Raw genomic sequence first — 18,329 nt, 5'->3', positions numbered from 1 at the left:
CCGCTGAGCGGACCGCCGGGCCCCGCGACCGGCCTCGCCCCGCCCCGCACCGGGGGCTCGCCGGGCTGCCGGTGCGGCGGCGGTCACCACACGAACGCGGCGATCCCGGCGCGCAGCCCCTCGGCGTCGAGGCCGTAGGCGGCGAGGTGCTCGGGGATCGAGCCGTAGTGGCGGTGTTCCGCGCGGGGCACGCCGAGGCCGAGGACGCGGTGCGGCAGGTCGGCGAGGGCTTCGTGGACGGCGGGGGCGGAGGTGCCGGCGAGGTAGGGCTCGACCAGGACGACGTCGCCCCGGCCGCCGGCGGCCGCGCGCAGGCCGGCCGCGTCGAACGGCCGGACGGTGGCGGCGTACAGCACGGTGACGTCCAGCCCCTCGGTCGCGGCGAGGACGGCGTCCAGCATCGGGCCGACCGCGACCACGGTGGCGCGGTGCCCGGTGCGGACGGTGAGCAGCCGGCCCGGTTCGACCGGCCGGGCGGCGGCGTTGGTGTGCGCGGACAGCCGCAGGTAGACCAGGCTGTCGCCGTCCGCGGCGGCGTGCCGCAGCAGGGTCTCCGCCTCGTCGGGGTGGCCGGGGACGTGCACCGTCCAGCCGGGCAGGGTGTCGAGCAGGGCGACGTCGCCGGGCGCCATGTGGGTCCGCCCGCCGGCCGGCCAGTCGTACGAGCCGGCGGCGCTGACCAGCACGGCGCCGACGCCCTGGTGGACGAGGTCGAGCTTGACCTGCTCCCAGGGCCGCTCGACCAGGAAGGAGGCGAAGGTGTGGGCGATCGGCCGCATCCCGGTGAGGGCGAGGCCGCCGGCCGCGCCGATCATCAGCTGCTCGCGGATGCCGACGTTGACGACCCGGTCGGGGTGGCGCTCGGCGGCGGTCCGGAAGCCGTCGGTGCCGATGTCGGCGAGGACGACGGCGAGGCGCGGGTCCTCGTCGAGCAGTTCGGTGGTGACGGTGGCGAAGCGCTCGCGCATGGTGTCCATCGGTCAGGCCTTCCTGGGGGGCGGGGCGGGGTCAGTTCTTGGGCTCGACGCGGGCGACGACCGCGTGCGGCCGGCCCGGGTGCGGGGCGGTGAAGGCGGCGTACAGGGCGTCGTGGTCGCGGCCGTCGACGGTGGCGGTGGACCAGCCCTCGGCGGCGAAGCGGGCCGCGATGCCGCCGCGCCAGCCGTGGGTGGCCGAGGAGTTGTCGATGACGACGGTGTGCAGCCGGTCCAGGCCGGCGGCGCCGGCGAAGGCGAGCGCCTCGTGGTTGCTGCCCTCGTCGAACTCGGCGTCGCCGACCAGGACCCACACCGCGGGAGAGGTCAGCCGCTGGGCGCGCAGGCCGAGCGCGGTGCCGACGGCGAGCGGCAGGCCGTGGCCGAGCGATCCGGAGGAGATCTCGGTGCCGGGCACCAGCAGTCGGTCGGGGTGGTGGCCGAGCGGGGAGTCGTAGCCGCCGAAGCCCGGCAGCGCCTCGACGGGCAGGAAGCCCTTGGCGGCGAGGACGGCGTAGTAGGCCATCGGGCCGTGACCCTTGGAGAGCAGGAAGCGGTCGCGGCCCGGGTCGCCGGCGGTGGCCGGCGAGACCCGCAGGACCCGGTCGTAGAGCACCCAGAGGGCGTCCAGGGTGGAGGTGGCGGCGGGCCCGTGCTTCTCGTCGCCGGTCATCAGCGCCATGAGGGCGGGCAGGTCGGTGAATCGGTGCGGCCCCGGGGCCGTCGTCGCGGTGGTCATGGAACGAGCGTGCAAGGTGAAGTCCACTTGAAGTCAAGCGGCTATCCTCACGGGATGGGACCGAGCCGCCACGACCTGCTGACCGTCGGCCAACTGGCCGCCCGCAGCGGCCTCGCCGCCTCCGCGCTGCGCTACTACGAGAGCCTCGGCCTGATCCGCGCCGAGCGGACGGCCGGGAACCAGCGCCGCTACCCGCGGGCCACGCTGCGCCGGATCGCGTTCGTCCGCGCCGCGCAGCGGGTCGGCCTGTCGCTGGAGGAGGCCGGCGCGGCGCTCGGCCGGCTGCCCGAGGACCGGGCGCCGAGCACGGCGGAGTGGGGCGCGGTGGCCGCCACCTGGCAGCAGCGGATCGACCGGCGGATCGCCGAACTCGAGCTGCTCAAGAGGAAGCTGACCGGGTGCATCGGCTGCGGCTGCCTGTCGCTGACGCGCTGCGCGCTGTACAACGCGGGCGACGCGGCGGCCGCGGACGGCCCCGGGGCGCGCTTCCTGGTGGCCGGCGGCCCGGCGGTGGAGCAGCGGGGCGGCGACGGCGGGGAGTGACCGGGGCCGCCCGGAACGGACCGGGAGCGGTCGCCGATCGACCGGTTCCCCGCGGACGGCGCGGCGCAGGCGTCTATGCTGCCCGGGTGAGCGCCGACCTGCCACGGGGAGCTTGGACATGACCGACCATCAGGACGTCTCGTTGGACTGGATGTCCGCCGCCGGGGAGGACCGCCCGTCGGCGGACCTGCGTCCGGAGATACCCCACCCCGCCCGGATGTACGACTACTACCTGGGCGGCAAGGACAACTTCCCCGCGGACCGGGCGGCCGCCGAGCAGGTGCTGGCGCTCAGCCCGCTGGTGCGCCTGAGCGCCATGGCCAACCGCGCGTTCCTGCAGCGGGCCGTGCGGCACCTCGCCGAGGCCGGGGTCGGCCGCTTCCTGGACATCGGCACCGGCATCCCGACGGCCGGCAACACCCACGAGACGGCGCAGGCGGTGCTGCCGGACGCCCGGGTCGCCTACCTCGACAACGACCCGATCGTGCTGGTGCACAGCCGCGCCCTGCTGGCCGGTGCGAGCCGCGGCACGGTCACCGTCAGCCGGGCCGACCTGCGCGACCCGGCGGCGATCCTGGCCGACCCGGACGTCCGCGCGCTGCTGGACGCCGGGGAGCCGGTCGCCCTGCTGCTCTTCGCGGTGCTGCACTTCGTGGACGGCGCGGACGACCCGTACGGCACCGTGAAGCAGCTGGTGGACGCGCTGCCCCCGGGCAGCTACCTGGCGCTGTCGCACGCCACCGGCGACTTCGCCGACCCGGCCGAGGCGGCCAAGGGCCCGGCGGTGTACCGCAGCGCGACCGCGCAGCTGAGCATGCGCACCAAGGACGAGGTGCTGCGCTTCTTCGACGGCCTGGAGCTGCTGGAGCCGGGCCTGGTCACCGCCCCGCAGTGGCGGCCCGACCGGGCGGCGGACCCGACCGACGCCGAGATCGGCATCTGGGCGGGCGTGGGCCGCAAGGCGTGAGGTGCGGCCGGGCGGTCGGGTCAGCCGGCCGCCCGGCGCTCCTTCAGCAGCTGCCAGACCTCGTCGACCCGGCCGGCGAGGCCGGCCAGCGGGCCGCTGTTGTCGATGACGAGGTCGGCGACGGCGAGCCGGGCCTCGCGGGTGGCCTGGGCGGCCATCCGGGCCCGGGCCTCGTCGGCGGTCATGCCGCGCAGCCGGACCAGGCGGTCCAGGCGCACCTCGTCGGGGACGTCCACCACGATGACCAGCTCGTAGAGGCCGGCGAGGCCGTTCTCGGCGAGCAGCGGGACGTCGTGCACGACGACGTCGTCCGGGCCGGCGGCGGCCTCGAGTTCGGCGGAGCGGGCGCGCACCAGCGGGTGGACGATGGCGTTCAGCGCGGCGAGCCGGGCGGGGTCGGCGAAGACCACGGCGCCGAGCGCGGGCCGGTCGAGCGAGCCGTCGGCGGCCAGCACGCCGGGGCCGAACTCGGCGGCGACGGCGCGCAGGCCCTCGGTGCCGGGGGCGACCACCTCACGGGCGATCAGGTCCGAGTCCACGATCACCGCGCCGTGTGCGGCGAGCAGCCGCGACACCTCGCTCTTGCCCGCGCCGATCCCGCCGGTCAGTCCGATCCTCAGCATGGCGCCAGGCTATCGTCCGGCCGCGGGGGCACGGGAGCGGGCCCCGGGCGGCGAATCGCCGGTGAACATCCGGTTCACCGGTGGCGAACTCTGCTCCGGCGGGGCGTCCGGAGTCCGGGCGGGTCCGTCCGCGGCCGCTAGGGTGGCCGGTCACGGCGGGCCGCGCACGGGCCCGCCGGTTCCGCTCGAGAGGAGCTCCCCGTGTCCGCCATCTGGCCTTCCGGGCCCCGCCGTGTCCTGGTCGTGGGTATCGACGGTGTCCGGCTCGACCTGCTGCCCGCACTGCACACCCCGCACCTGGACGCGGTGGCCGAGGCGGGCTTCCTGGCCCCGGTCGAGGTGGACGAGGCGACGCCGACGATGTCCGGGCCGTGCTGGGCGACGATCGTCACCGGGGTGGGGGTGGCCAAGCACGGCGTGTTCGGCAACCACCTCGGCGGCAACCGGCTGGACGTCTTCCCGGACTTCACCACCCGGCTGGCCGCGGTGCACCGGCGCCGGACGTTCGCCGCGGGCGGCTGGGAGCCGCTGTTCCTGGCCCGCAGCGGCGGCCCGCTGTTCGCCGCGCCGGGCCGGCTGGCGTACATCGCCCCGCTGGCGGACACCCCGCAGGAGTGGGAGGTCTGCGACGAGCGGGTCACCGCGGAGGCCGAGTACGTGCTGGGCCGCAGCGACGACGACCCGCAGGCGTCCTTCGTCTACCTCGGCGCGGTCGACGAGACCGCGCACTTCCTGGGCTGCGGCGAGGAGTACCGGCGGTCGGTGGAGGCGGCGGACCGGCGGCTCGGCCGACTGCTCGCGGCGGTGCGGGGCCGGGCGTCGTACGCCGACGAGGAGTGGACGGTCGTGGTGGTGACCGACCACGGGCACGTCGACGCGGGCGGGCACGGCGGGCGCAGCGAGCTGGAGCGGACGGCGTGGATCGCGGCCTGCGGTCCGGGCATCGGGCCGGGGGCGCCGGTGCGGCCGCTGCACCACACCGACGTCGCGGCGCACGTGTACGCGGCGCTGGAGATCGTCCCCGATCCGCACTGGACGCTGGACGGGCGGCCGTTCACCACGGCGGCGCAGCCCCTGCCGGTCGGCTGAGGACGGCCGGGCCCGGCCGGGATCGCCGGGCCCGGCGGCCGGGTCAGCCGAGGTCGAGCTGCTCGCCGGCCTTGAGCTGGGTGAACGGGGTGCCGGTGCCGGGCCCGCCCTCGCCGAGCAGGCGGCCGTGCACCATCTGGCCGACCTCGCTGAGCACCGCCTCGTGGATGGCCAGCGCCCGGCCGGCGCCGGCCTCGCGGGTGTAGTCGATCAGTTCGGAGACCTTGGCCCAGGGGCCGGCGATCGGCAGCAGCAGGGTGTCGACCCGGTGCGGGGGCAGGGTGAGGGCGTCGCCGGGGTGGAAGAGCCGGCCGTCGAGCAGGAAGCCGATGTTGCCGACCCGCGGGATGTCGGGGTGGATGACGGCGTGCCACTCGCCGTGGACGCTCACCCCGAGGCCGTCGATGTCGAAGGCGTCGCCCTCGCCGACCGTGCGGACGTGCGCGCCGATGCCGGTGAGCTGCTCGGCGACGGCGCGGTTGGTCCAGATCCGCAGGGCCGGGTTCTCCGCGACGGCCGCGCGCAGCCGGTCCTCGGCGAAGTGGTCCATGTGCTCGTGGGTGATCAGCACGGCGTCCGCGCCCCGGACGGCATCGGCCTCGGTGAACAGCCCCGGGTCGATGACGACCGTGGTGTCCCCGTGCTCGATCCGGACGCAGGCGTGCCCAAGTTTCGTCAGTCGCATGGGCAAAACAATACAGCAGAACTGTACAGTTTTGCTGGAGATCGATCCGGTAGCATGACCGTCATGGACGACGCCGACCCGCACCCCGCCCCGGACGCCGACACCCTGGAGCTCGCCGCCGAGCTGCGCACCGCCGTCGGCGAACTCGTCCGCGCCCTGCGGCCCGGCGACGAGCTGCCGCAGAACCAGGCCGCCGTGCTCGGCCGCCTGGTCCGCGAGGGGCCGCACACCACCAGCGAGCTCGCCGCACTCCAGCGGGTCCGCCACCAGTCGATGGCCCGCACGGTCGCCCTGCTCACCGAGGCCGGCCTGGTCGCGCAGCACCCGCACCCCACCGACGGCCGCAAACTGGTCCTCACCGCCACCCCGGCCGGCACCGCCGCCCTGCACGCCCAGCGGGCCCGCCGGGAGGGCGAGATCGCCGCCGCCATCAGCGGCCGGCTCACCGCCGACGAGCAGCGGCTGCTGCGCGCGGCCGTCCCGCTGCTGCGCCGGCTGTCCTGACCCGGGTACGCCCGTCCGGGGCCGCGGGGGCGCACCACCCGGACGGGCCAATCAGGGCCCCGCGCCCGCTACCCGGGGCCCGGACCGCGCGTTGGGCAGACCGCCCAGCACCGCCCGCCCGAAGGGACGCCCCGCCATGACCCCCGTCCGCTCCGCCCTCGTCCTCGCCGCCGCCGTCTGCGGCCTGCTGCTCGGCGCCGCAGGCTCCGCCGCGGCCTGCGGCCCGCTGGACATCGCCGCCGGACTCGCGCCCGGCTTCGGCAACGCCTGCGTCAATCGCTGACCGCGACCAGCGCCGGCTCCGGCTGCCCGGCGCGCTGCCCGGGCAGCACCGGCTGCGCCGACAGCGGCGGCAGCGCCACGTGCTCGCTCAGCCCGATCTTGCGGTGGAGCCTGCGCAGCGGCGCCGGGGCCCACCAGTTGAACTCGCCGAACAGGCTCATCGCGGCCGGCACCAGCAGGCACCGCACCAGCGTCGCGTCGACCGCCACGGCCACCGCCAGGGCGATGCCCATCTGCTTGACCATGAGCATCTGCCCGGCTGCGAACCCGGCGAAGACGATCACCATCAGCAGCGCCGCCGAGGTGATGATCTTGCCGCTGCGCTGCAGCCCCAGCTGGACGGACCGGGTGCAGCCGTGCCCCTGGTCGTACAGCTCCTTGATCCGGGACAGCAGGAAGACCTCGTAGTCCATCGACAGGCCGAAGGCGAAGGCGAAGACCAGCACCGGGACGAAGGTCTCCAGCCCGCCGGTCGGGGTGAAGCCGAGCAGCCCGCTGAAGTACCCGTGCTGGAAGACCAGGGTCAGGGCGCCGAGCGAGGCGCCCAGCGACAGCACGTTCATCAGCAGCGCCTTGACCGGCATCACCACCGAGCCGGTCATCAGGAACAGCAGCACCAGCGTGCCGGCCGCGACCAGCCCGAGCGCCAGCGGCCCGCGGGTCGCGATCTCGTGCTGGAAGTCGACCACGGAGGCCGCGTCGCCGGTCACGTGGGTGGTGAGCCCGCCGCGGTGGTCGCGGAGCTCGCCGACCACCCGCTTGGCCTCGCTGCCCTGCGGGTCGCCGTGCACCGTCACGTCGATGGTGGAGAGGTCCGGCCCGACCGCGGTCACGGCGCGTACCCCGCTGACGCCCGGCAGCTTCGCCACCACGTCGTCGGCGTAGGCCTGCGCGGCCCGCTGGTTGCTCTCCACCACGACCGTCACCGGCGCCTGGGCCTGCCCGGGGAAGCGCTGCTGGACGGTCTCGGCGACCTGGCGGGCGGCGAACGACTTGGGCAGTGCGTCCGCGCCGGTGGTCCGCGGGTGCGCGCCGAGGAAGGGCGCGCCGGCCGCGGTCAGCAGGGCGACGCAGACCAGCACCACGGGGACGGCACGCTTCTGCACCCGGCGGACGGTTCGCGAGAAGAAGCCCTCGTCCGGCACCGGCTCGGTCGGGGCCTTGATCCGGCGGCCGACGAAGCCGAGCAGCGCCGGGACGAGGGTGAGCGCGGCGGCCACCGCGATCACGACCACGCTCACGCCGGCCACGCCGACGGCGCGGAAGACCGGGCTGGTGAAGACGAACAGGCCGGACAGCGCGACGGCCACGGTCAGCCCGGAGAAGGCGACGGTGCGGCCGGCCGTGGCGGAGGTCCGCTCCACGGCCTGCGCGATGGTGGCGCCGTGGCCGCGCTCCTCCCGGAAGCGGTTGACCATCAGCAGCGCGTAGTCGATCGACAGGCCGAGGCCGAGCACGGTGGCGATCGGCAGCACGCTGGTGTCGAAGTCCATGAGCTTGCTGAAGCCGAACATCGCGAGCAGCGCACCGCCGACCGAGGCGATCGCGCCGATGCCGGGCAGACCCGCCGCGGCCAGCCCGCCGAAGACCAGCACCATGACGACCAGGGTCAGCGGCAGGGTGACGATCTCGCCGAACCGGGTGTCCTTCTCGGTCTGCTGCTTGACCTCCTGCTCCAGCACGAGGTCGCCGCCGACGGTCACGTGCGCGCCGGGCGCCTTGATCTCGGCGAGGCGGTCGGTGACCGCGGCCACCTGGGCGTCGGTCGAGGCGTCGGCCATGCCGACCGAGACCAGTCCGGCCCGGCCGTCGGAGGAGGTGAGCGCGCTGCCCGCACCGGCGGTGTACGGGTCGGCGACCGAGACCACCCCGGGCAGCCGGCCGATGTCCGCGGCCGCCGCGGCCACCGCGGACCTCACACCCGCATCGGAGACCGGCGCCCCGTCGACCACCGCGGTCACGGTGCCCTTCACCGGGTCGGCCGCCTGCACCACCGCGGTACCCCTGGCGGACTCGGAGCCGCCCGCGCCGCCGCCCGAGACCGTGCCCTCGAAGACCCGGCCCCCGATCAGGACACCCGCGACGAGGACGACGGCCCAGAGGCCGAGGACCCAGCGGCGGTGGCGGTGACACGCACGACCGAGAGCTGCAAGACGACCGCTGACCTCGATGTCGGCGGCGGCGGTGAGGGCTTTGCGCATGAGGAGCCTTTCGGGCAGTTCATCTCAATGTAGGCGCAAGCCCCATCTCGGCCTATAGAAGGGTGATGAGCCGCATATCACAATTTCCTTCACATAAAGAACACTTAAGGAAAACGAAGAACCCCCCCCCGGTGACCCGGGCGGGGGTTCCTCAGTGACTACGCGTCAGCTGCGATCAGCTCTGGCCGCCGGCCAGCTTCTCGCGGAGCGCGGCGAGCGCCTCGTCCGAAGCGAGAGCGCCGGAGCCCTCGTCGCTGCTGGAGGAGTACGAACCGCCACCGGAGACCGGGGCCTCCTCGCCGGCCTCGGCGGCAGCCGCGGCGTCGGCCTCGCGGCTCTTGATGACCTGGGCCTGGTGCTGCTCGAAGCGGGCCTGGGCCTCGGCGTACTGCCGCTCCCACTCCTCGCGCTGCTTCTCGAAGCCGGGCAGCCAGTCGTTCGCCTCGGGGTCGAAGCCCTCCGGGTAGATGTAGTTGCCCTGGTCGTCGTAGGACGCGGCCATGCCGTACAGGGTCGGGTCGAACTCGACCGACGCCGGGTCGGCACCGAGGGACTCGTTGGCCTGCTTCAGCGAGAGGCTGATGCGACGACGCTCGAGGTCGATGTCGATGACCTTGACGAAGATCTCGTCGCCGACCTGCACGACCTGCTCCGGGATCTCGACGTGGCGCTCGGCCAGCTCGGAGATGTGGACCAGGCCCTCGATGCCCTCGTCCACGCGGACGAACGCACCGAACGGAACCAGCTTGGTGACCTTGCCGGGGACGACCTGGCCGATCTGGTGCGTGCGGGCGAACTGCTGCCACGGGTCCTCCTGGGTCGCCTTCAGCGACAGGGAGACGCGCTCGCGGTCCATGTCAACGTCGAGAACCTCGACGGTGACCTCCTGGCCGACCTCGACAACCTCGGACGGGTGGTCGATGTGCTTCCAGGACAGCTCGGAGACGTGCACCAGGCCGTCGACGCCACCCAGGTCCACGAAGGCACCGAAGTTGACGATCGAGGAGACGACGCCGGAGCGCACCTGGCCCTTCTGGAGGGTGGTGAGGAAGGTCTGGCGGACCTCGCTCTGGGTCTGCTCCAGCCAGGCACGGCGGGACAGGACCACGTTGTTGCGGTTCTTGTCCAGCTCGATGATCTTGGCCTCGAGCTCCTTGCCGACGTACGGCTGGAGGTCGCGGACGCGGCGCATCTCGACCAGGGAGGCCGGCAGGAAGCCGCGGAGGCCGATGTCGAGGATGAGACCACCCTTGACGACCTCGATGACGGTACCGGTGACGATGCCGTCCTCTTCCTTGATCTTCTCGATCGTGCCCCAGGCACGCTCGTACTGAGCGCGCTTCTTGGACAGGATGAGGCGACCCTCCTTGTCCTCCTTCTGGAGAACCAGGGCCTCGATGTTGTCGCCGACGGAGACAACCTCGTGGGGGTCGACGTCGTGCTTGATCGAGAGCTCGCGGGACGGGATGACACCCTCGGTCTTGTAACCGATGTCGAGGAGCACCTCGTCACGGTCGACCTTCACGATGACGCCCTCAACGATGTCGCCGTCGTTGAAGTACTTGATGGTCTCGTCAATGGCGGCGAGGAAGGCCTCGGCGTCGCCGATGTCGTTGACCGCAACCTGCGGGGTGGTGCTGACAGAGGTGTCGGTGGGGCTCGTCATTAGGAAAAGGGCTCCGGTACGGACATGAAGTCGTAGGTAATGCCACGCGGGGGGCCCGTATCGCTCCCACCGAAAGCCGGACAGCCAAGAACACGGCGCACCGACCCCGAAAAATCCTGAGGAGGGCGTCCGTCTTGCAGACCGTGGGGTCTTCGACAGATGCGAGCGCGACCTGCTCCGTCCGAGGCGCGCAGGCCCGCAGCGCAACTTGTAGCATACGGGGACAGCCGGGCACGGTCAACGCCGAAGGAGGCGAGACCGGTAGAGGCCGGGATGGATCAGGCCATATCCTCCGATAGCGCACCTCAACGGCGGCCATCGCAGGGGCTTCCCCGGATGCCACCGCCCCGATCCGGCCCCGTTCGAAGGCCGGGTCACGGCAGCGGCGCTTCCGCATCCGACACCCTACGCGACGGGCCCGAGCATCGTGACCACCACCCCCGACCACCCCGCCGGCGACGCCCCGTACGACGACGGGCCGGACGACGGCGACGACGCCGTGCGCCGCCCCGCGGACGCCGGCGAGTCCAGCCGGGCCAGCCGGCACTGGTGGGACCGCAACGCCGACGAGTACCAGGACGAGCACGGCGCCTTCCTCGGCGACGACCGCTTCACCTGGTGCCCGGAGGGCCTGGACGAGGCCGACGCCCACCTGCTCGGCGACCCCGACGCGCTCAAGGGCCTCGACGTGCTGGAGATCGGCGCCGGCGCCGCCCAGTGCTCCCGCTGGCTGGCCGGCCGCGGCGCCCGGCCGGTCGCCCTCGACATCTCCTTCCGGCAGCTCCAGCACTCCCGCCGGATCGACCTGTCCCGGGACGCCCCGCCGGTCGCCGTCGTCCAGGCCGACGCCTCGGTGCTGCCGTTCGCCGACGCGTCGTTCGACGCCGCCTGCTCCGCCTACGGGGCGGTGCCCTTCGCCGCGGACACCGCCGCGCTGATGCGCGAGGTGCACCGGGTGCTGCGGCCCGGCGGCCGCTGGGTGTTCTCGGTGACCCACCCGATCCGCTGGGCCTTCCCCGACGAGCCCGGGCCGGAGGGGCTCACCGTCACCTCCTCGTACTTCGACCGCACCCCCTACGTCGAGCAGGACGAGCACGGCCGGGCCACCTACGTCGAGCACCACCGCACCATCGGCGACCGGGTCCGCGAGCTGGCCGGCGCCGGCTTCCGGCTGCTCGACCTGGTCGAACCGCAGTGGCCGGACGGGCACGAGCAGGAGTGGGGCGGCTGGTCGCCGCTGCGCGGCCGGCTCATCCCCGGCACCGCGGTCTTCGTCGCCGTCCGGGACTGACCCGGATGCGCTCCGCCGGCCTCGACCTCCCCGTCCGCACCGCCGTCCCCGCCCTGCGGCAGGCACTCGACACGACCGGCGCCGCCGTCCTCGCCGCACCGCCCGGCACCGGCAAGACCACCCTGGTACCGCTCGCCCTCGCCGGGCTGGTGGACGCCCTGCCCGGGCCGCCCGCCCGGGTGCTGGTCGCCGAACCCCGCCGGCTCGCCGTCCGGGCCGCGGCCCGCCGGATGGCCTGGCTGCTCGGCGAACAGGTCGGCGGGCGGATCGGGCTCACCGTCCGCGGCGAGCGCCGGACCTCCCCGGCGACCGCGGTCGAGGTGGTCACCACCGGCGTGCTGCTGCAGCGCCTGCAGCGCGACCCGGAGCTGCCCGGGGTGGACACCGTGATCCTCGACGAGTGCCACGAACGGCACCTCGACGCGGACACCGCGCTCGCCTTCCTGCTCGACGTCCGCGCGGCCCTTAGGCCCGAGCTGCGGCTGGTGTGCGCCTCGGCGACCTCCGACACCGCCGCCTGGGCCGAGCTGCTCGGCGGCGCCCCGGTGGTCGAGGCGCACGGCACCGCGCACCCGGTCGAGACGGTGTGGGCACCGCCGCCGCGCGCGGTGCGGCCCGCGCACGGCACCCGCACCGACCCGGCCCTGCTGGAGCACGTCGCCGCGACCGTCCGGCGGGCCCTGGCCGAACGCGACGGCGACGTGCTCTGCTTCCTGCCCGGCGTCGGCGAGATCGCCCGGGTCGCCGGGCAGCTCGCCGTCGACGCCGACGTCCTCCAGTTGCACGGACAGGCCCCGCAGGCCGTCCAGGACGCGGCGCTCACCCCCGGCGGCCGGCGCCGCGTGGTGCTCGCCACCTCCGTCGCGGAGTCCTCGCTGACCGTGCCCGGCGTCCGGGTCGTCGTCGACTCCGGACTCGCCCGCGAACCGCGCACCGACCACGCCCGCGGCCTCGCCGGCCTGGTCACCGTCCGCGCCTCGCTGGCCGCCGCCCGCCAGCGCGCCGGCCGGGCCGGCCGCGAGGCCCCCGGCACCGCATACCGCTGCTGGGCCGAGGTCGAGGACGCCCGCGCACAGCCCTTCCCCACCCCCGAGATCGCCCTTGCCGACCTCACCGCCTTCGCGCTCCAGGCCGCCTGCTGGGGCGACCCGGACGCGGCCTCGCTCGCCCTGCCCGACCGGCCCCCGGCCGGCGCGATGGCCGCCGCCCGGCAGACCCTCACCGCGCTCGGCGCCGTCGCCGCCGACGGCCGCGCCACCGAGCGCGGCCGCCGGATCGCCGGCACCGGACTGCACCCCCGGCTCGCCCGCGCCCTGCTCGACGGCACCGACCTGGTCGGCTCGCAGCGCGCCGCCGAACTCGTCGCCCTGCTCTCCGAGGAGCCCCCGCGCGCCCTCGGCGACGACCTGCTCGCCCTGTGGCGCAGCGCCCGGGACGGCGCCGGGGACCCGTGGGCGCGCCGCTGGCGCGAGGAGGTCCGCCGGCTGCGCACCGGCGACACCCCGCGCACCGCCCTGCCCGACCGGGCCGCCGCCGGCCTGGTTGTCGCACTGGCCCAGCCCGAGCGGATCGCCCGGGCCCGCGGCGGCGCGGACGACCTGCGGTACCTGATGGCCTCCGGCACGGCCGCCGACCTCGGCCCGGGCTCCCGGCTGGCGGGTGCGCCGTGGCTGGCCGTCGCGGTCGCCGACCGGCAGGCCGGCGCCCCGTCGGCCCGGATCCTGCGGGCGGTGGCCCTGGACGAGCCGACCGCCCGGCAGGCCGGCGCGGCGCTCCTCACCGAGCACGAGGAGGTGCACTGGTCGGCGCGGCGGGGCGACGTCACCGCCCGGCGAGTGGCCCGGCTCGGCGCGGTCGAGCTCACCGAGCAGCCGCTGGACGGCGCCGACCCGGCGCTGGTACGCGCGGCGCTGCTGGACGGCCTCGCCCGGGAGGGCGCCGGCGCGCTGCTGTCCTGGTCCGCGGAGGCGGCCGGGCTGCGCGAGCGCCTCGCCTTCCTGCACCGCGAGCTCGGCACGCCGTGGCCTGACGTCGGCGACGCGGCCCTGCTGGTGGCCGCCGACGACTGGCTGGAGCCGGAGCTCGGCCGGGCCCGGCGCCGCGCCGACCTGGCCCGGATCGACACCGCGGCGGCGCTGCGGCGCCTGCTGCCGTGGGCGAACGGCGAGGCCGGGCGGCTGGACGAGCTCGCGCCCGAGCGGATCACCGTGCCCAGCGGCTCGCGGATCCGGGTCGACTACGGCGGCGACCGGCCGGTGCTCGCGGTGAAGCTGCAGGAGCTGTTCGGCTGGCAGGCCGCGCCCGCGCTGGCCGGCGGCCGGGTGCCGCTGACCGTGCACCTGCTCTCCCCCGCCGGGCGGCCCGCGGCCGTCACCGGTGACCTCGCCTCCTTCTGGCGCGAGGGCTACCGGGCCGTCCGTGCGGAGCTGCGCGGCCGCTACCCCCGCCACCCGTGGCCCGAGGACCCGGCGGCCGCCGAACCGACCCGCCGCGCCAACCCGCGCCGCTGACCGGCGGGGCGCCCGGCAGGATCCGAAAGAGAGCGCCTAGGACGGGCGCGGCAGCGGGATGCCGGTCTTCACGGGGTCGCAGGTCATGATCTGGCCGGCCGCGTTCGTGGCGCAGTCGGTGGGGTGGGCGGCGGTGCCGCCGTCGTTGTTGGGGTTGCCGGTGCCGGGGGTGACCTGCCAGCGGGGGACCTTGGTGGCGCGGCGGGTCGGGGCAGCCGGGGCCTTGGCCGGTGTCCGGGCGGGCGTCGGGGTCGCGGACGGGGCCGCGGAGGGCGACGGCGGGGCGGCGGCCGGGGACGGCGTGGCCGCGGTGGAGGCCGGTGCGGCGCTCGGGGCGGGCGGTGACGGCACCGGCGGGCGGGCGGCGGGCGCGGAGCCCCCACCGCCGGGCAGGGCCCAGGCGGCACCACCGGCCGCCAGCAGGAGCCCGGCGGTGCCGGCGCCGATCCGGGCCCACCGCCGCCGCTGCCGCCCGGGCCCGGTGGCCTCGTCCTCGCTCATCCGCGCGCTCCTCTGCGATCTTGGATCAGGGTGCGCGGATCGTAGCGGGCCGGGGCCGCCGGGCCGCGGTCGGGCCCGGGTCAGTGGGCGGCGGCCTCCCAGTTCGCGCCGTGGCCGACGGAGACGTCGAGCGGGGCGCGCAGCGGGTAGGCGCCCGCCATCTGCTCGCGGACCAGGGCCTCGACCTGCTCGCGCTCGCCGGGCACGACCTCCAGCACGATTTCGTCGTGGACCTGGAGCAGCATCCGGGAGCCGAGGCCGGCCTCGGTGAGGGCGCGGTCGACGTTCAGCATCGCGATCTTGACGATGTCGGCGGCGGAGCCCTGGATGGGGGCGTTGAGCGCCATCCGCTCGGCCATCTCGCGGCGCTGGCGGTTGTCGCTGGTCAGGTCGGGCAGGTAGCGGCGGCGGCCGAGGAGCGTCTCGGTGTAGCCGACCGCGCGGGCCTCCTCGACGACGTTGTGCAGGTAGTCGCGGACGCCGCCGAACCGCTCGAAGTAGGTGTCCATCAGGCCCTGCGCCTCGGCCGGGCGGATGCCGAGCTGCTGCGAGAGCCCGTACGCGGACAGGCCGTAGGCGAGGCCGTAGGACATCGCCTTGATCTTGCGGCGCATCTCGGCGTCGACGGCGTCCCGGGCGACCTCGAAGACCTGGGAGGCGACGGTGGTGTGCAGGTCCTCGCCGCTGGCGAAGGCCTCGATCAGGGCCTCGTCCTCGGAGAGGTGGGCCATGATGCGCAGCTCGATCTGGGAGTAGTCGGCGGTCAGCAGCGACTCGTATCCCTCGCCGACGACGAAGGCGCGGCGGATGGCGCGGCCCTCCTCGGTGCGGACGGGGATGTTCTGCAGGTTCGGGTCCTGCGAGGAGAGCCGACCGGTCGCGGCCACCATCTGGTTGAAGGTGGTGTGGATGCGGCCCTGCGGGGAGACCGTCTTGAGCAGGCCCTCGACGGTGGTGCGCAGCTTGGCCTGGTCGCGGTGGCGGAGCAGGATGACCGGCAGTTCGTTGTCGGTCTGGGCGGCGAGCCAGGTGAGGGCGTCGGCGTCGGTGGTGTACCCGGTCTTGATCTTCTTGGTCTTGGGGAGGCCGAGCTCGCCGAAGAGGATCTCCTGGAGCTGCTTGGGCGAGCCCAGGTTGAAGGGGTGGCCGGCGGCGGCGTGCGCCTCCTCGACGCAGCGCTGGATCTCGGCGGCGAACTGCGACTCCAGGCCGGTCAGCCAGGCGCGGTCGGCGGCGATGCCGTAGCGCTCCATGCGGGCGAGCAGCTCGGCGATCGGCAGCTCCATGTCGTGGAACAGCCCGGCGGCGCCGACCTCGGAGAGCCGGGTGTCGAACAGCTCGGCGAGGTCGAGGACGGCGCGGGCCTGCACCATGAGGGAGCGGGCGCCGGCGGTGGTGTCCTCCTCGGGGGCGTCGAAGGAGAGCTGGCCGCTCTCGGCCGCGGTGGCGGGCGCCAGGGAGCGGGCGAGGTACTCCTCGGCGAGCACGTCGAGGGTGAAGGTGCGCCGGCCCGGCTTCTCCAGGTACGCGGCGAGGGCGGTGTCGGCGGTGACGCCCTCGATCCGCCAGCCCTGCTCGGCGAAGGCCCGCATGACGTGCTTGGCGATGTGCAGCGCCTTCGGGTGCGCCGGGTCGGCGAGCCAGGCGGTGAAGGCCTGGTCGTCGGCCTCGTCGAGGGCGGCGGGGTCGAACCAGGCGGCGGCCTCGCCGGCGGCCAGCGCGACCTCCTGGACGCTGCCGGTGCCCAGCGCCCAGGTGTAGACGGCGGCGATCGCGGTGCGGCCCTTGCCGTGCTCGGCGAGCCAGGCGGTCAGCGCGCCCGGCTCGGTGAGCAGGTCGCCGTCGACCTCGGGGCCGGCCTCGGCCTGCGGGGCCTCGGTCTCGGCGGCGCCGGCCGGGTCCAGCGCGTAGACCCGGTCGCGGAAGTTCGGGTTGCGGAACTCCAGCGCCTCCATGATCTGGCCGACGGCCCCCTTGTCGAAGGGCGTGCGGGCGAGGTCGGCGACGCCGAGCGGGAGGTGGACGTCGCGGACCAGCTCGGTGAGGACGCGGTTGCGCTTGACGGAGTCGAGGTGCTCGCGGAGCTTCTCGCCGATCTTGCCCTTGACCTCGTCGGCGCGGGCGACCAGCTCGTCGAAGGAGCCGAACTGGTTGACCCACTTCGCGGCGGTCTTCTCGCCGACGCCGGGGATGCCGGGCAGGTTGTCGGACGGGTCGCCGCGCAGCGCCGCGAGGTCCGGGTACTGGGCGGGGGTGACGCCGTACTTCTCGGCGACCTTCTCCGGGGTGTAGCGGGTGAGCTCGGAGACGCCCTTGGTCGGGTAGAGCACGGTGGTGCGCTCGCCGACCAGCTGGAGGGAGTCGCGGTCGCCGGTGACGATGAGCACCTCGAAGCCCTCGGCCGCGGCGGCGGTGGCGAGGGTCGCGATGACGTCGTCGGCCTCGAAGCCCTCGGCGGTGATCCGCGGGACGTGCATCGCGTCGAGGAGCTCGCCGATCAGCGGGACCTGGCTGCGGAACTCGTCCGGGGTGGCGGAGCGGTTCGCCTTGTAGTCGGGGAACTCCGCGGAGCGGAAGGTCTGCCGGGAGAGGTCGAAGGCGACCGCGAGGTGCGTCGGCTGCTCGTCGCGCACCGTGTTGGCGAGCATCGACGCGAAGCCGTACACCGCGTTGGTCGGCTGGCCGGTGGTGGTGTTGAAGTTCTCCACCGGCAGGGCGTAGAAGGCCCGGTAGGCCATCGAATGCCCGTCGAGCAGCATCAGGCGGCGCGGCGCCCCGCCACCCGCCGCGTCCTTGGACCCACTCTGCGTAGTCACGTCAACGTCCGTTCCTGCCGGTTCCACTGCCAGTGACCGATCCTAGGACCCGGCGCGGACATCGACCGCCAGGACGCCGGGGCGCACCCGGCGGGCGCAGCCCCGGCCTCTCCTGCCCGGCCGCCGGGGCCGGTCGTACGATCACTGACAGCACGACGACGTGAACCCTCAGCGGCAGGAGCACCAGTGACCGACGCGGCCCCCCTTCTCAACGTGCCCCAGGACGTCCTCGACCACTTCGCCAAGCTCGGCGTGAGCCCGGAGACGTTCTCCGGCGGGCACCTCGGCGAGAAGCTCGGCATCCACATCGTCGAGGCGTCCCCGGACCGCGTGGTGGGCACCATGCCCGTGGAGGGCAACCAGCAGCCGTACGGGCTGCTGCACGGCGGCGCGTCGGCGGCGCTGGCGGAGACGCTGGGCTCGATCGGCGCGATGCTGCACGCCGGCCCGGGCCGCTACGCGGTCGGCGTGGACCTGAACGCCACTCACCACCGCTCCGCCACCTCGGGCCTGGTGACGGGGGTGGCGACCGCGGTCTTCAAGGGGCGCACCGCGGCGACGTACGAGATCGCGGTCACCGACGACACCGGGCGCCGGATCACCAGCTGCCGGCTGACCTGCATGCTGCGCGACGTCTGACCCGCCGTCCGCCCCGTCGTCCGGGGCCGCCCGGGGCCGCCCGGGGCCGCCCCGAAGCGGCCCGAAGCGGCCCGAAGCGGCCCGTTTGGCCACGGCCCTTCCCGGGCAGGGCCCTGCCGAGACGAGGGGGCGGTGGCATGTCCGGCACGGGGCAGGAGGGCGGTCCGCCGTCGGGGCACGGCTATCTGGGGCCCGTCGAGGCGGTCGGGGGCAGCACCGCCGCGCCGCCCACCCCCCCGCCGCAGCCCAAGCTGCTGATCCCCCCTCAGCCGGTCGTTGTCGCCGCGCAGTGGGCCGCC

The 18,329-nt window shown here is 74.9% G+C and carries 16 protein-coding genes; 8 read left to right on the top strand and 8 right to left on the bottom strand.

Features of this window, described 5'->3' with window-relative positions; genetic code table 11:
- Positions 1-83 precede the first annotated feature (83 nt).
- Positions 84-977 (bottom strand): transketolase family protein, encoded by an 894-nt coding sequence (locus ACFV0G_RS10575; RefSeq protein ID WP_380544927.1) that lies wholly within the window; start codon positions 975-977, stop codon positions 84-86.
- Between the two features lie 31 nt (positions 978-1,008).
- Entirely contained in the window at positions 1,009-1,713 is a 705-nt protein-coding gene (locus ACFV0G_RS10570; protein ID WP_380544924.1) for a transketolase, read from the bottom strand.
- A gap of 54 nt (positions 1,714-1,767) precedes the next feature.
- Here ACFV0G_RS10570 and soxR point away from each other — a divergent pair, with 54 nt between their 5' ends.
- Together soxR and ACFV0G_RS10560 are read left to right on the top strand one after the other, a co-directional pair.
- Positions 1,768-2,256 carry a redox-sensitive transcriptional activator SoxR gene (gene soxR / locus ACFV0G_RS10565; protein ID WP_380544921.1) on the top strand — a complete coding sequence of 163 codons (489 nt, stop codon included), beginning with the start codon at positions 1,768-1,770 and terminating at the stop codon, positions 2,254-2,256.
- A 118-nt stretch (positions 2,257-2,374) separates the two neighbouring features.
- Positions 2,375-3,223 carry an SAM-dependent methyltransferase gene (locus ACFV0G_RS10560; protein ID WP_380544918.1) on the top strand — a complete coding sequence of 283 codons (849 nt, stop codon included), beginning with the start codon at positions 2,375-2,377 and terminating at the stop codon, positions 3,221-3,223.
- A gap of 20 nt (positions 3,224-3,243) precedes the next feature.
- Here ACFV0G_RS10560 and coaE read toward each other — a convergent pair whose 3' ends face one another.
- On the bottom strand, positions 3,244-3,846 hold the full coding sequence (gene coaE / locus ACFV0G_RS10555; RefSeq protein ID WP_380544915.1) for a dephospho-CoA kinase: 603 nt from the start codon (positions 3,844-3,846) through the stop codon (positions 3,244-3,246).
- 201 nt (positions 3,847-4,047) lie between these two features.
- On the opposite strand from coaE, the gene ACFV0G_RS10550 reads away from it, so the two are divergent.
- Positions 4,048-4,935: an alkaline phosphatase family protein gene (locus tag ACFV0G_RS10550; RefSeq protein ID WP_380544912.1), complete on the top strand. Its 888-nt coding sequence runs from the start codon at positions 4,048-4,050 to the stop codon at positions 4,933-4,935.
- A 43-nt stretch (positions 4,936-4,978) separates the two neighbouring features.
- Here the strand turns inward: ACFV0G_RS10550 and ACFV0G_RS10545 are convergent, their stop codons facing one another.
- A complete protein-coding gene (locus ACFV0G_RS10545) occupies positions 4,979-5,620 on the bottom strand; it encodes an MBL fold metallo-hydrolase (RefSeq protein WP_380544909.1) in 642 nt (213 codons plus the stop codon).
- Between the two features lie 63 nt (positions 5,621-5,683).
- Between ACFV0G_RS10545 and ACFV0G_RS10540 the strand changes: the two genes are divergently transcribed.
- Together ACFV0G_RS10540 and ACFV0G_RS10535 are read left to right on the top strand one after the other, a co-directional pair.
- Positions 5,684-6,124 carry a MarR family winged helix-turn-helix transcriptional regulator gene (locus ACFV0G_RS10540; protein WP_380544905.1) on the top strand — a complete coding sequence of 147 codons (441 nt, stop codon included), beginning with the start codon at positions 5,684-5,686 and terminating at the stop codon, positions 6,122-6,124.
- A 136-nt stretch (positions 6,125-6,260) separates the two neighbouring features.
- Positions 6,261-6,407 (top strand): hypothetical protein, encoded by a 147-nt coding sequence (locus ACFV0G_RS10535; protein WP_380544902.1) that lies wholly within the window; start codon positions 6,261-6,263, stop codon positions 6,405-6,407.
- Here the strand turns inward: ACFV0G_RS10535 and ACFV0G_RS10530 are convergent.
- Together ACFV0G_RS10530 and rpsA are read right to left on the bottom strand one after the other, a co-directional pair.
- Complete coding sequence (locus ACFV0G_RS10530; protein WP_380544899.1) at positions 6,397-8,607, bottom strand: MMPL family transporter; 2,211 nt, start codon at positions 8,605-8,607, stop codon at positions 6,397-6,399. The genes ACFV0G_RS10535 and ACFV0G_RS10530 overlap by 11 nt on opposite strands.
- A gap of 175 nt (positions 8,608-8,782) precedes the next feature.
- Positions 8,783-10,273 (bottom strand): 30S ribosomal protein S1, encoded by a 1,491-nt coding sequence (rpsA, locus tag ACFV0G_RS10525; protein ID WP_030262476.1) that lies wholly within the window; start codon positions 10,271-10,273, stop codon positions 8,783-8,785.
- 427 nt (positions 10,274-10,700) lie between these two features.
- Here rpsA and ACFV0G_RS10520 point away from each other — a divergent pair, with 427 nt between their 5' ends.
- Both ACFV0G_RS10520 and hrpB read left to right on the top strand, forming a co-directional pair.
- A complete protein-coding gene (locus tag ACFV0G_RS10520) occupies positions 10,701-11,564 on the top strand; it encodes a class I SAM-dependent methyltransferase (RefSeq protein WP_380544895.1) in 864 nt (287 codons plus the stop codon).
- Positions 11,565-11,569: 5 nt separating this feature from the next.
- Positions 11,570-14,074 carry an ATP-dependent helicase HrpB gene (gene hrpB / locus ACFV0G_RS10515; RefSeq protein ID WP_380544892.1) on the top strand — a complete coding sequence of 835 codons (2,505 nt, stop codon included), beginning with the start codon at positions 11,570-11,572 and terminating at the stop codon, positions 14,072-14,074.
- 36 nt (positions 14,075-14,110) lie between these two features.
- Here hrpB and ACFV0G_RS10510 read toward each other — a convergent pair whose 3' ends face one another.
- The gene (locus ACFV0G_RS10510) at positions 14,111-14,575 is read right to left on the bottom strand and encodes a hypothetical protein (protein WP_380544889.1); all 465 of its coding nucleotides are present in this window, start codon (positions 14,573-14,575) and stop codon (positions 14,111-14,113) included.
- A gap of 80 nt (positions 14,576-14,655) precedes the next feature.
- Positions 14,656-17,334: a DNA polymerase I gene (polA, locus tag ACFV0G_RS10505; RefSeq protein WP_380544930.1), complete on the bottom strand. Its 2,679-nt coding sequence runs from the start codon at positions 17,332-17,334 to the stop codon at positions 14,656-14,658.
- A 243-nt stretch (positions 17,335-17,577) separates the two neighbouring features.
- Between polA and ACFV0G_RS10500 the strand changes: the two genes are divergently transcribed.
- Positions 17,578-18,030: a PaaI family thioesterase gene (locus tag ACFV0G_RS10500; RefSeq protein WP_380544886.1), complete on the top strand. Its 453-nt coding sequence runs from the start codon at positions 17,578-17,580 to the stop codon at positions 18,028-18,030.
- The last annotated feature ends 299 nt before the right edge of the window (positions 18,031-18,329 follow it).

Source organism: Kitasatospora sp. NPDC059571, from assembly GCF_042735675.1.
Taxonomy (GTDB): Bacteria; Actinomycetota; Actinomycetes; order Streptomycetales; family Streptomycetaceae; genus Kitasatospora.
Note: the sequence above shows the minus strand (reverse complement) of the source record. Positions and strands in the feature narration are given on the sequence as shown.

What these genes read in the sequence shown, in the direction of transcription:
- ACFV0G_RS10545 (WP_380544909.1), bottom strand. Translation starts at nt 5,620, where the DNA reads ATGCGACTGACGAAACTTGGGCACGCCTGCGTCCGGATCGAGCACGGG.
- ACFV0G_RS10510 (WP_380544889.1), bottom strand. Translation starts at nt 14,575, where the DNA reads ATGAGCGAGGACGAGGCCACCGGGCCCGGGCGGCAGCGGCGGCGGTGG.
- ACFV0G_RS10535 (WP_380544902.1), top strand. Translation starts at nt 6,261, where the DNA reads ATGACCCCCGTCCGCTCCGCCCTCGTCCTCGCCGCCGCCGTCTGCGGC.
- ACFV0G_RS10570 (WP_380544924.1), bottom strand. Translation starts at nt 1,713, where the DNA reads ATGACCACCGCGACGACGGCCCCGGGGCCGCACCGATTCACCGACCTG.
- soxR (WP_380544921.1), top strand. Translation starts at nt 1,768, where the DNA reads ATGGGACCGAGCCGCCACGACCTGCTGACCGTCGGCCAACTGGCCGCC.
- polA (WP_380544930.1), bottom strand. Translation starts at nt 17,334, where the DNA reads ATGCTGCTCGACGGGCATTCGATGGCCTACCGGGCCTTCTACGCCCTG.
- hrpB (WP_380544892.1), top strand. Translation starts at nt 11,570, where the DNA reads ATGCGCTCCGCCGGCCTCGACCTCCCCGTCCGCACCGCCGTCCCCGCC.
- ACFV0G_RS10540 (WP_380544905.1), top strand. Translation starts at nt 5,684, where the DNA reads ATGGACGACGCCGACCCGCACCCCGCCCCGGACGCCGACACCCTGGAG.
- coaE (WP_380544915.1), bottom strand. Translation starts at nt 3,846, where the DNA reads ATGCTGAGGATCGGACTGACCGGCGGGATCGGCGCGGGCAAGAGCGAG.
- ACFV0G_RS10575 (WP_380544927.1), bottom strand. Translation starts at nt 977, where the DNA reads ATGGACACCATGCGCGAGCGCTTCGCCACCGTCACCACCGAACTGCTC.
- ACFV0G_RS10560 (WP_380544918.1), top strand. Translation starts at nt 2,375, where the DNA reads ATGACCGACCATCAGGACGTCTCGTTGGACTGGATGTCCGCCGCCGGG.
- ACFV0G_RS10530 (WP_380544899.1), bottom strand. Translation starts at nt 8,607, where the DNA reads ATGCGCAAAGCCCTCACCGCCGCCGCCGACATCGAGGTCAGCGGTCGT.
- rpsA (WP_030262476.1), bottom strand. Translation starts at nt 10,273, where the DNA reads ATGACGAGCCCCACCGACACCTCTGTCAGCACCACCCCGCAGGTTGCG.